Raw genomic sequence first — 11,343 nt, forward strand, 5'->3', positions numbered from 1 at the left:
ATGCCGCGCCGACCGCCGCGCAGCCCCCGGGTGATGGCCCAGGTCGCCATGGTCATGAACCTCGACAAGTGCATCGGCTGCCACACCTGCTCGGTCACCTGCAAACAGACCTGGACCAACCGCTCCGGCACCGAATACGTCTGGTTCAACAACGTCGAGACCCGCCCCGGCCAGGGCTACCCCCGCGGCTACGAGGACCAGGACACCTGGAAGGGCGGCTGGCGGCTCAAGAACGGCAACCTCGTGCCCCGCACCGGCGGCCGCGCCCGCCGCCTCGCCCGGCTGTTCGCCAACCCCGAACTGCCCGGCCTCGACGACTACTACCAGCCCTGGACCTACGACTACGACACCCTCACCACCGCCCCGCTCGGCGACGACGTGCCCACCGCCCCGCCCCGCTCCCTCATCGACGGCCGCCCCACCGACATCACCTGGGGCCCCAACTGGGACGACGACCTCGGCGGCGGCCCCGAACACCTCGCCGGCGACCCGGTCCTGGCGAAGATGAGCGACAAGGTCCGGCTGGAGTACGAGCAGGCGTTCATGTTCTACCTGCCGCGCATCTGCGAACACTGCCTCAACCCCTCCTGCGTCGCCGTCTGCCCCTCCGGCGCCCTGTACAAGCGGATCGAGGACGGCATCGTCCTGGTCGACCAGGACCGCTGCCGCGGCTGGCGCATGTGCGTCAGCGGCTGCCCGTACAAGAAGGTCTACTTCAACCACCGCACCGGCAAGGCCGAGAAGTGCACCCTGTGCTACCCGCGCATCGAGGCCGGAGAACCCACCGTGTGCTCCGAGACCTGCGTGGGACGGCTGCGCTACCTCGGCGTCATCCTCTACGACCCCGACAAGGTCGGCGAGGCCGCCGCCACCCCCGACGAGAAGGACCTCTACGAGGCCCAGCTCCGCTGCTTCCTCGACCCCCACGACCCCGCCGTCGCCCGCGCCGCCGCCGACTCCGGCATCCCGAACGACTGGATCGAGGCCGCCCGCCGCTCCCCGGTGCACGCCCTCATCAGCCGCTACCGCGTCGCCCTGCCCCTGCACCCCGAATACCGCACCATGCCCATGGTCTGGTATGTCCCGCCGCTGTCCCCGGTCGTCGACGCGCTCACCGCCACCGGCCACGACGGCGAGGACCCCGTCAACCTCTTCGGCGCCATCGACAGCCTCCGCATCCCGCTGGAATACCTCGCCGAACTCTTCACCGCGGGCGACCCCGCACCCGTCGAAGCCGCCCTGTGCCGGCTCGCCGCCATGCGCAGCCACATGCGGCGCGTCAACCTCGGCGAGGACCGCGACCCCGCCATCGCCGAGGCCGTCGGCCTGGACCAAAACGGCATCGAGGCCATGTACCGGCTGCTGGCCCTCGCCAAATACGAGGAGCGGTACGTCATCCCCACCAGCTACACCGCGGGACCCGGCGGCGGCGACCTCACCGACACCTGCAGCCTCGACGGCGACGGGCTGCCCGGCATGATGCCGCACGACGCCGCCGACGCCTTCCACGCACCCCCGGCACCCGAACCCGCCGGTGCCGGAACCGGTCTCGCCGGCCGGGTCAACCTCCTGAACTGGAACGGCCGCGGACGCCCCGCCGGACTGTTCCCGAAGCGGAACGAGGACACCCGGTGAACGCCGCCACCCCCGCGATCCACCAGGCCGCCGCCCTCCTCCTCGGCTACCCCGGCCCCGACTGGCCCGCCCGCCACACCCTCGTACGGGACTCCCTCACCGAACTCGCCGCCCCCGCCGCCGCACCCCTGCTCCGGTTCTGCGCCGCCGTCGACCGCGTCCCGGTGCTCGACCTGGCCGCCGCGTACGTCACCACCTTCGACCGCAGCCGCCGCCGCACCCTCCACCTCACCTACTACACCGACGGCGACACCCGCCGCCGCGGCGGCACCCTCGCCGGCCTCAAGGCCCGCTACCGCGCCCACGGCTGGGAACCCCCCGAGGACGAACTCCCCGACCACCTGCCCCTGATGCTGGAGTTCGCCGCCCGCTGCCCCGCCCCCGGCCACCGGCTCCTCGGCGACCACCGCGCCGCCCTCGAACTCCTGCGGCTCGCCCTCACCGACCACGGCGGCCCCTACGCCGACATCCTGCGCGCCGTCTGCGACACCCTCCCCGGCCCCTCACCCGCCGACCGCGCGGCGGCCCTCGCCCTCGCCCGCGGCGGACCACCCACCGAAACCGTGGGACTGATGCCCTTCGGCACGAACCCCGTCGCGGAAGGAAGCGGCCGATGAACCACCTGCACATCGCCCTGTGGGGCGTGCTGCCCTACCTCGCCCTCGCCCTCTTCACCGTGGGCACCGCCTGGCGCTACCACTACGACCGCTTCGGCTTCACCACCCGCTCCAGCCAGCTGCACGAACACCGCCTGCTCAGCATCGGCGGCCCCCTCTTCCACTACGGGCTGCTGTTCGTGATCGCCGGACACGTCGTCGGGCTGATCGTCCCCGAAACCCTCACCGAACGACTCCACGTCAGCGAAAGCCTCTACCGGGCCAACGCCCTCCTCGTCGGCGGCACCGCGGGCCTCGCCACCGCCACCGGCCTGGGCATCCTGCTGTACCGGCGGCTGCGCGTCCCCGCCGTACGCGCCGCCACCAGCCGCAGCGACCGCGCCGTGTACCCGCTGCTCGCCACCGTCCTGCTCGCCGGACTCACCGCCACCGCCACCGGCGCGGGCCCCCACGCCTACGACTACCGGCAAGGCGTCTCCCTGTGGTTCCGCAGCCTGTTCACCCTCGACCCCGACGTGCCCGCCATGACCGGCGCGCCCCTCGTCTACCGGATCCACGCCCTGCTCGCCATGGCCCTGTTCGCCCTCTGGCCGTTCAGCCGCCTCGTCCACGCCTTCACCGCCCCCCTCGGCTACCTCGCCCGGCCCTACGTCGTCTACCGCTCCCGCACCCCCGCCCGCCCCTACCACCACCCCGCCCTCACCAACCCGGACACCCCTCCCCGGCGGCAACGCCGGACCTCCCGCTGAGACGGCCACCCGACCCCATCGTCGATCAACCCACACCACCGGCCCGTACCACGAACGGGTGCACTTCGGGCCGACCCCGGCCGAACCGCTTGCGGGCGAAGTAGCTTGAGGCAGCTCCGACATCCGTCCGAGCCGCACCCAGCTGCCCGAAACCAGACACCTCCTAGGGGCACCCCCCATGCCCGCTTCCGGCACCGCCCGCCTCCTCGCCGGGGGGAGCGAGGGACCAGGCGCGCTTCGCCCGATGCTCGACACCGTCCTCGACGCCCTCGCCCACGGCGCCGCCGACCGCGGCGGACCCCTCCCCGCCGGCGGACCAGGCGCCGTCGCCCACCGCGTACACCACGCGGCCCGGCCCGCCATCCCCGACCACGGGGAAGGACCGCACCACGCGCTGCGCACCCTCGTGACCGCCCTCACCGAGGGAGCCGCCGACCCGGCCGACCCGCACTGCGCCGCCCATCTGCACTGCCCGCCGCTCGCCGTCGCGGCCGCCGCCGACCTCGCCGTCTCCGCGCTCAACCCCTCCCTCGACTCCTGGGACCAGGCCCCCGCCGCCGCCGAGCTGGAGGCGCTGACCTGCCGCGCCCTCGCCGAGCTGGTCCACCCGCACGGCCCCGCCCCCGACGCCCTCGTCACCACCGGCGGCACCGAATCCAACCAGCTCGCCCTGCTGCTCGCCCGCGAAGCCGCCCACGGCGCACCCCTCCGCGTCATCTGCGGCGCCAACGCCCACCACAGCGTCCACCGCGCCGCCTGGCTGCTCGGCCTGCGGCCACCCCACACCCTCCCCACCCCCACCGGCGTCCTCGACCCGGCCCGGGTCCACGACACGCTCAGCAAATATCACGACCACCCCACCCTCCTCATCGCCACCGCGGGCACCACCGACACCGGCGCCATCGACCCCCTCCCACACCTCGCCGACCTCTGCGACGACCACGGAGCGACCCTCCACATCGACGCCGCCTACGGCGGACCGCTCCTGTTCAGCGACACCCTCACCAAGCGGCTCGACGGACTCGACCGCGCCCACACCGTCGCCCTCGACCTGCACAAACTCGGCTGGCAACCGGCCGCCGCCGGACTGCTCTCCGTACCCGACACCACCGCCCTCGCCCCCCTGAACCACCGCGCCGACTACCTCAACGCCGACGACGACACCGACGCCGGACTCCCCGACCTGCTCGGCCGCTCCCTGCGCACCACCCGCCGCGCCGACATCCTCAAAATCGCCGTCACCCTGCGCGCCCTCGGCCGCCACGGCCTCGGCGACCTCGTCGACCGGGTCTGCGCACACGCCGGAGCCCTCGCCGACCTCATCCAGGCCCGCCCCGCCCTGGAGCTGTACGCCCGCCCCACTCTCTCCACCGTCCTCTTCCGCCCCACGGGAGCCCGACCGGCCGCCGTCGCCGCGCTGCGCCGCCGCCTCCTGCACCGCGGCACCGCCGTCCTCGGCCGCGCGGCCACCCCCGAGGGGCTGTGGCTCAAGGCCACCCTCCTCAACCCGCACATCCAGCCCGGCGATCTGCGCCGGCTGCTCGACCTCGTGGAAGGCAACACCACCCCATGAGCACCGCACAGCCCCCCACGCGACCGTCCGCCGCCGAACCCGGCCCCACCACACCGGAACAGCCCCTGGACCTCGCGGGCATCGGCATCGGCCCGTTCAACCTCTCCCTCGCCGCGCTCGCCCACGGCGTCCCCACCCTGCGCACCGCCTTCTACGAACAGCGGCCCGCCTTCCACTGGCACCCCGGCCTCCTCATCGACGGCGCCACCGTCCAGGTCCCCTTCCTCGCCGACCTCGTCACCCTCGCCGACCCCGCCAGCCCCTGGAGCTTCCTCAGCTACCTCAAGGCCCGCGAACGGCTCTTCCCCTTCTACGTCGCCGAGCGCTTCCACATCGAGCGCACCGAATACGACGCCTACTGCCGCTGGGTCAGCGAACAACTCCCCGGCCTCCACTTCGGCCACCGGATCGACGCCGTCCGCTGGGACCACGACCACGAACTGTTCGAAATCGACATCAGCCGGCTCGGACCCGACGGCGAAGCCGTGTCACCCTGCCGTGCCCACGCCCGCCACCTCGTCCTCGGCGTCGGCACCGAACCCCACGTCCCCGAACCCCTGCGCCCCCTCGCCGACGCCCCCAACGTCCCCGTCCTGCACGCCGCCGACTACCTCGAACACCGCGAACGGCTGCTGAACACCGGCCACATCACCGTCGTCGGCTCCGGCCAGTCCGGCGCCGAGGTCTTCCTCGACCTGCTGCGCAACCGGCCGCTCGGCGCCGAAGGGCTGCACTGGCTCGCCCGTACGCCGTCCTTCGCCCCCATGGAGTACAGCAAGCTCGGCCTGGAACAGTTCAGCCCCGACTACGCCCGCTACTTCCACGCCCTCCCCGAGGCCGTCCGCGACCAGCTCCTCCCCGGACAGTGGCAGCTCTACAAGGGCATCGCGCAGGAGACCATCACCGCCATCCACCACGAGCTGTACCGCCGCGCCCAGCAGGGCGGCGGCTGGCCGGGCGCCGTCCTCACCCCCGGCGTCACCGTCCGCACCGCCGGCCGCATCGCCGCCGCCCGGCTCGAACTCCACCTGGAGCACGAACAGCAGGGCACCCGCACCCGCCACACCACCGAGGCCGTCGTCCTCGCCACCGGCTACCGCGAGCGCCGCGTCGACACCCTGCTCGCCGCCCTCGACCCGTACATCCGGCGCGACTCCTCCGAGCGGCCCCGCGTCGACGACCAGCACCGGCTGGTCCTCGACCCCCTCGTCACCGGCTCCGTGCACGTCCAGAACGCCGAGCGGCACACCCACGGCGTCGGCACCCCCGACCTCGGACTCGCCGCCTGGCGCTCCGCCGTCATCCTCAACTCGCTCACGGACACGCCGGTCTACCCCCTGCCGCCCCGCACCGCCTTCACCACCTTCGGCCTCCAGCCCTCCCGGCCCGGCGCCGCCGCCCCGCAGCGGCCCGCCGCCCCGTCGGCGCCGGTCGCCCGGGGCAGCGGCCGCATGTACCTGCCCGACCAGCGCAGCGGCCTGACCCGCACCCGGACCTGACCTCCGCGCCGGCCGTTGCTCAGAACACCGGCGTGCCGTCGCGCGTCAGCCTCCAGTCCACCGACGCGAACCCGGCCCCGTCGATCGTCCCGTTCGCCTTCACCCACGCGATGATCGTGTTACGGATCTCCTCCGAGTTGGCCCACACCTGCTGGGCGGCGGCCACATGCGGGAAGTTGCCCCCGCCGCTCGCCCGGTAGTTGTTCACCGCCAGCACGAACCGCGCCGACTCCTCGACCGGCTTGCCGTCGAAGCGCAGCGCGGCGATCCGCGAACCCACCGGCTTCGCGATGTCGATCTCGTAACTCAGACCGCTGACCGCGTCGTAGTTGTAGTCGGGGATGTCGTCGGCGTTCGTCAGCTTCGACGGATCCACATCGCCGCCCGCCGGGGTCCGCGCGTAATACCGCGCCGAGAACTCCAGATAGTCCTTGACCTGGGCGCCCGTCAGCACCCGTGCCTCCAGCGTGTTCTCGAACGGATACAACCCCGCCACCTGCCGGATCGTGACCTCCCCGGCCGGGATCCGCGCCGTGCGCGAGAAACACGACGCCTGCGACAGCACCGGCAGCCCCGCGTGCTCCGTGCCCGCCAGCGCCGCCTTCACGGCTTCCTGCTGCACGTGATTGATGAAGTCGATGATCGGCGCGTCCTTGTACGGCGCCTCCGTGGCCGTCATCGCCGCCGTGGAGGTGCCGATGACCTGATTGACGTACCCGACGACTCGTCTGTGCTCATCGCCCAGCAGCTCCACCAGCCGCGGGTCCTCCGCCACCGAGGCGGAGTTCAGCACCTTCGCCGACACCGACTCCACCTGCCAGCGGCCCCGCGCCCACTCCACCCCGATGTCGAAGCACGTCAGCCGCTGCCCCCACTTGAGCGGTTCGGACAGCACGACCTCCCGGCCCGTCTCCTTGTTCACCACCCGGCGCTCGGCGATCTCCACATGCGCGTGCCCGACCAGGATCGCGTCGATACCCGCCACCCGCTCGGCCACCAGCGCCGCCGCGTTCTCCACGTACGGCAGCTGATCGCCGTAACTCGACGTCCCACTGGTACCCGAATGCGCCGAGACGAGCACCACGTCCGCGCCCATCGAACGCAGCCGCGGCACCCACTTCGCCGCCTGCTCCTCCAGACCCGGGAACGTCATCTTGCCCCGCACATGCGCCTTGTCCCAGATCGCGATCCCCGGGTTCGTCAGCCCCAGCACCGCCACCTTCACCCCACGGCCGCAGGGCGTACGCAGCCGGGTCATCCAGTACGGCGGGAAGGCGGGCCGCAGCGACGTGGCGTCCAGCGCGTTCGCCCCCAGCAGCGGGAAGTCGCACTGCTCCTCGAACTTCCGCAGCACCGGGATGCCGTAGTTGAACTCATGGTTGCCGAGCGCCGCCGCGTCGTAGCCGATGAGGTTCATCGCCTGCGCCATCGGATGCACCGGGCCGCCCTCGCCGGTGATCGGGTCGACCTTGGCGTAGTAGTACGACAGCTGGGTGCCCTGGATGGTGTCGCCCGCGTCGATCAGCAGCGTATTGCGCCGCCCCTTCTCCCGGCGGACCTGCTCGACCAGGGTGGAGATCTTGGCGAGCCCGACATCGTTGTGCACCGCGTCGTCGAACTCGGCGTCCGTGAAGTAGTCCCAGTTGAAGACGTTGCCGTGCAGATCGGTGGTGCCCATGACGGTGAACTCGTACCGCTCACGTCCGCGCCCGCGCCCGCGCCCGTGCCCGTGGCCCCGCGCCTCGGCCGGAGCGGCGGCCGCGCCCGAGGCGAGCGCGGCCGCCGCGCTGGTGGCCGCGGTGCGGCCCAGAAACGTCCGACGGTCGAGCGGCATGGCTGAACTCCCCTGGGATACCTGCGAAATGAGCACAACGCGCGTAGATTCTGGCGCAGCCGCACCCGCCCGCGACACCCCCGAAAGGTTGCGATCAGAGCACGCCGAGCGCCCGGCACAGGGTGGCCGTGCGCCGGCCCCGAATCGCTCATCGGAGCACCCCCGCGCACGTTTCATTAGTTGTCGATAACCCGCCACGCAAAGGCCATGGGGGAGTGTCCACTTTCCGGTTCTTTACCCGCGAGTAAGTCATAGGCTCGGCTGCATGCGCCGAGCAAAAATCGTCTGTACTTTGGGACCCGCGACCGACTCGTACGAGCAGATCAAGGCGCTCGTCGAAGCCGGAATGGACGTGGCCCGCTTCAACCTCAGCCACGGCACCTATGCCGAGCACGAGGAGCGTTACCGGCGAGTCCGCAAGGCCTCGCTGGAAACCGGTCGCAGCGTCGGCATCCTCGCCGACCTTCAAGGCCCGAAGATTCGGCTCGGCCGCTTCCACGAGGGGCCCGTACTCCTTGAACGCGGAGACGAGTTCACCATCACCGTCGAGCCGATCGAAGGCGACCGCTTTCGCTGCGGCACCACCTACGAGGGGCTGGCCAACGACGTCAGCAAGGGTGAGCGCATCCTCGTCGACGACGGCCGCGTCACCCTCGAGGTCGTCGACGTCGACGGACCGCGCGTGCACACGATCGTCATCGAAGGCGGGATGATCTCCGACCACAAGGGCCTCAACCTGCCCGGCGTGGCCGTCTCCGTCCCCGCCCTCTCCAAGAAGGACATCGAGGACCTGCGCTGGGCGCTGCGCACCGGGGCCGACATCATCGCCCTGTCCTTCGTCCGCAACGGGGACGACGTCGTGGACGTGCACCGGGTGATGCAGGAGGAGGACTGCCGGCTCCCCGTCATCGCCAAGATCGAGAAGCCGCAGGCGGTCGAGAACCTGGAGAAGATCGTCGACGCCTTCGACGGCATCATGGTCGCCCGCGGCGACCTCGGCGTCGAAATGCCGCTGGAGCAGGTGCCGATCGTCCAGAAGCGCGCGATCAAGCTGGCGAAGCGGAACGCGAAGCCGGTGATCGTCGCGACGCAGATGCTCGACTCGATGATCGACAACTCCCGCCCCACCCGCGCGGAGGCCTCCGACGTCGCCAACGCCGTCATCGACGGCACGGACGCGGTGATGCTCTCCGGCGAGACCAGCGTCGGCAAATACCCGATCGCCACGGTCCGGACCATGGGCCGCATCGTCACCGCCGCCGAGGAGGACATCCTCGCCAAGGGGCTCCCCCCGCTCACCGAGCGCAACAAGCCCCGCACCCAGGGCGGCGCGGTCGCCCGCGCGGCGGCCGAAATGGGCGACTTCCTCGGCGCCAAGTTCCTGGTCGCCTTCACCCAGTCCGGGGACACCGTCCGCCGCCTCTCCCGCTACCGCTCCCCGATCCCCCTGCTGGCCTTCACCCCGGACCCCAACACCCGCTCCCAGCTCAACCTGACCTGGGGCGTCGAAACCTTCCTCGGCCCGACCGTCGACTCCACGGACGAGATGGTCGCCCAGGTCGACGAGGAGCTCCTCCGCCTGGGCCGCTGCCAGAAGGGCGATCTCGTCGTCATCACGGCAGGCTCCCCGCCCGGCGTCTCCGGCTCCACCAACCTGGTCCGCGTCCACCACATCGGCGCCGACGACCTCCGCTGATCCCGCACCCCGGGGCCGAAGTGCCGCACTCAGTACTTCGGCCCGACGTGGGCGTCCATGAGCGCGACGGAGGCGCGGCGGGCGACGGAGATGTTCCACGCGTTGGTCTGCCGCCATGCGACCCCGACCCGGTCGAGCGTGCCGGTGCAGAGCTTCCGGATGTCGTCGGACCGGTTGGTGAAGAAGTACCGGGGATACTCATAGCGCTTGGTCTCCCCGGCGATGATCTTGGTTGTCCAGTTGGTGATCCGGCAGCCGTCGGAGTGCACCAGCCCCCGGATGAACTCCCAGGGATGGGACACGACGATCTCCCGCTGCCAGGCTTCCAGGACGATGGGCCGCTGGTGCTTCTTGCCCGGCCCGTGCTGGGGAAACAGGCATGGCCAGTGCTTGCTGTAGCCGGTCACCATGACGCAGCCCTGACGCTGGACGCGGCAGACACTGTTGTCAGGGCGCACGGCGCGCATCGCGCTCTCGCAAGCATCGATGAGGCCTGGCCAGGCATCCGCACACGCGATGCGCAGGAAGTACACGCCCTTTCGCAGGTGGCTTACGCATCCGTCGCCGAGATAGAGCCCCAGTAGATAGGCGTAGGCGGCGATGTCTTCCGGCGGCCGTGGTGCGGGCGCGCATCTGGGGCAAGCGGTCGTACGGGACGTCGGCTCCAGCTGGATCCGCCATGCGCGAAGCGCGTAACGGGATATCCCCGTCTGTTTGCTTACGGAGTTCAGGCTTCGGCCTTGGGCGACGAGAGCGAGGGCCCGCTGACGCGTTTCGAGGTCGTACACGATTGCGAGCCTGGCGGTAGCGTGGCAGCCATATGCCCGCTCGAAGAATTGTTCACTTCATCGAGTGAGAGGGGCCAATTCTCCGGTGACCTTGGAATCGAAGGAAAAGTGCCCCGGGTCGGACTCGAACCGACACTGTATGGGTTTTGAATCCATTGCCTGCTGCCAATTGGGCTACCGGGGCCAACGGTTCGAAGGTCACCAACGACCCGCTGCGCGTCCACCTTACCGCAGCTAGGTAGGCTCGGGGTGCCCCACCTGTCAGGAACCCGAGGAGCACAGTGAGTACCGCTGACGCCCCCGACGCGCAGTCGCACGTCCCACCGATGACGACCCGCGTCGTCATCGCCGAGGACGAGGCCCTCATCCGTCTCGACCTCAAGGAGATGCTCGAAGAGGAGGGGTACTCCGTCGTCGGTGAGGCGGGAGACGGCGAGACGGCCGTCGCGCTCGCTCGGGAGCACCGGCCCGACCTCGTGATCCTCGACGTGAAGATGCCCGTCCTGGACGGGATTTCCGCCGCCGAGCGCATCGCGGCCGACCGCATCGCGCCCGTCCTCATGCTGACCGCGTTCTCGCAGCGCGAACTGGTCGACCGGGCCCGGGACGCCGGGGCGATGGCGTACCTGGTGAAGCCGTTCAGCAAGAGCGACGTGGTGCCCGCCATCGAGATGGCCGTCTCCCGCTTCACCGAGCTGAAGACGCTGGAGCAGGAGGTCGCCGACCTCTCCCAGCGGCTGGAGACCCGCAAGCTGGTGGACCGGGCCAAGAGCGTTCTGCAGACCCAGTACGGGCTGACCGAGCCGGCCGCGTTCCGCTGGATCCAGAAGACGTCGATGGACCGGCGGCTGTCGATGCAGCAGGTGGCCGAGGCGGTCATCGAGGACGCCGCGGAGAAGAAGGCCAAGGAGCCCAAGGAACAGTGATCAAGGGGGTGAGGGGAGGCCCGGGC

At 71.0% G+C, this 11,343-nt stretch carries 9 protein-coding genes and 1 tRNA gene; 7 read left to right on the top strand and 3 right to left on the bottom strand.

Going from position 1 to position 11,343, the window contains the following annotated elements; genetic code table 11:
- The 5 genes from narH to ACFZCY_RS08180 all read left to right on the top strand — a co-directional run bounded on the left by narH (position 1) and on the right by ACFZCY_RS08180 (position 6,073).
- A complete protein-coding gene (gene narH / locus ACFZCY_RS08160) occupies positions 1 to 1,635 on the top strand; it encodes a nitrate reductase subunit beta (protein WP_391170176.1) in 1,635 nt (544 codons plus the stop codon).
- The gene (narJ, locus tag ACFZCY_RS08165) at positions 1,632 to 2,252 is read left to right on the top strand and encodes a nitrate reductase molybdenum cofactor assembly chaperone (protein ID WP_391170177.1); all 621 of its coding nucleotides are present in this window, start codon (positions 1,632 to 1,634) and stop codon (positions 2,250 to 2,252) included. Before narH ends, narJ begins: the two co-directional genes overlap by 4 nt.
- Complete coding sequence (gene narI, locus ACFZCY_RS08170; RefSeq protein ID WP_391170178.1) at positions 2,249 to 3,001, top strand: respiratory nitrate reductase subunit gamma; 753 nt, start codon at positions 2,249 to 2,251, stop codon at positions 2,999 to 3,001. The genes narJ and narI overlap by 4 nt, the downstream gene beginning before the upstream one ends.
- A 178-nt stretch (positions 3,002 to 3,179) precedes the next feature.
- A complete protein-coding gene (locus ACFZCY_RS08175) occupies positions 3,180 to 4,574 on the top strand; it encodes an aminotransferase class V-fold PLP-dependent enzyme (RefSeq protein ID WP_391170179.1) in 1,395 nt (464 codons plus the stop codon).
- On the top strand, positions 4,571 to 6,073 hold the full coding sequence (locus tag ACFZCY_RS08180) for a SidA/IucD/PvdA family monooxygenase (protein ID WP_391170180.1): 1,503 nt from the start codon (positions 4,571 to 4,573) through the stop codon (positions 6,071 to 6,073). The genes ACFZCY_RS08175 and ACFZCY_RS08180 overlap by 4 nt, the downstream gene beginning before the upstream one ends.
- A 19-nt stretch (positions 6,074 to 6,092) precedes the next feature.
- On the opposite strand, the gene ACFZCY_RS08185 is transcribed toward ACFZCY_RS08180, so the two are convergent.
- Entirely contained in the window at positions 6,093 to 7,907 is a 1,815-nt protein-coding gene (locus ACFZCY_RS08185) for a 5'-nucleotidase C-terminal domain-containing protein (protein WP_391170181.1), read from the bottom strand.
- Between the two features lie 265 nt (positions 7,908 to 8,172).
- Between ACFZCY_RS08185 and pyk the strand changes: the two genes are divergently transcribed.
- Positions 8,173 to 9,603 carry a pyruvate kinase gene (pyk, locus tag ACFZCY_RS08190; protein ID WP_391170182.1) on the top strand — a complete coding sequence of 477 codons (1,431 nt, stop codon included), beginning with the start codon at positions 8,173 to 8,175 and terminating at the stop codon, positions 9,601 to 9,603.
- 29 nt (positions 9,604 to 9,632) lie between these two features.
- On the opposite strand, the gene ACFZCY_RS08195 is transcribed toward pyk, so the two are convergent.
- The gene (locus tag ACFZCY_RS08195) at positions 9,633 to 10,391 is read right to left on the bottom strand and encodes a transcriptional regulator (RefSeq protein ID WP_391170183.1); all 759 of its coding nucleotides are present in this window, start codon (positions 10,389 to 10,391) and stop codon (positions 9,633 to 9,635) included.
- Positions 10,392 to 10,500: 109 nt separating this feature from the next.
- Positions 10,501 to 10,575, bottom strand: a tRNA-Leu gene (locus tag ACFZCY_RS08200).
- A 142-nt stretch (positions 10,576 to 10,717) separates the two neighbouring features.
- Here ACFZCY_RS08200 and ACFZCY_RS08205 point away from each other — a divergent pair.
- On the top strand, positions 10,718 to 11,317 hold the full coding sequence (locus ACFZCY_RS08205) for a response regulator (RefSeq protein WP_391170438.1): 600 nt from the start codon (positions 10,718 to 10,720) through the stop codon (positions 11,315 to 11,317).
- Positions 11,318 to 11,343 lie beyond the last annotated feature (26 nt).

Origin of the sequence: Streptomyces sp. NPDC007983 (genome assembly GCF_042958345.1) — a bacterium.
GTDB lineage: Bacteria > Actinomycetota > Actinomycetes > Streptomycetales > Streptomycetaceae > Streptomyces.

Bases quoted from the DNA above. Each gene is read 5' to 3' on its own strand.
- ACFZCY_RS08205 (WP_391170438.1), top strand. From the start codon at position 10,718: ATGACGACCCGCGTCGTCATCGCCGAGGACGAGGCCCTCATCCGTCTC.
- ACFZCY_RS08175 (WP_391170179.1), top strand. From the start codon at position 3,180: ATGCCCGCTTCCGGCACCGCCCGCCTCCTCGCCGGGGGGAGCGAGGGA.
- pyk (WP_391170182.1), top strand. From the start codon at position 8,173: ATGCGCCGAGCAAAAATCGTCTGTACTTTGGGACCCGCGACCGACTCG.
- narI (WP_391170178.1), top strand. From the start codon at position 2,249: ATGAACCACCTGCACATCGCCCTGTGGGGCGTGCTGCCCTACCTCGCC.
- ACFZCY_RS08185 (WP_391170181.1), bottom strand. From the start codon at position 7,907: ATGCCGCTCGACCGTCGGACGTTTCTGGGCCGCACCGCGGCCACCAGC.
- narH (WP_391170176.1), top strand. From the start codon at position 1: ATGCCGCGCCGACCGCCGCGCAGCCCCCGGGTGATGGCCCAGGTCGCC.
- ACFZCY_RS08180 (WP_391170180.1), top strand. From the start codon at position 4,571: ATGAGCACCGCACAGCCCCCCACGCGACCGTCCGCCGCCGAACCCGGC.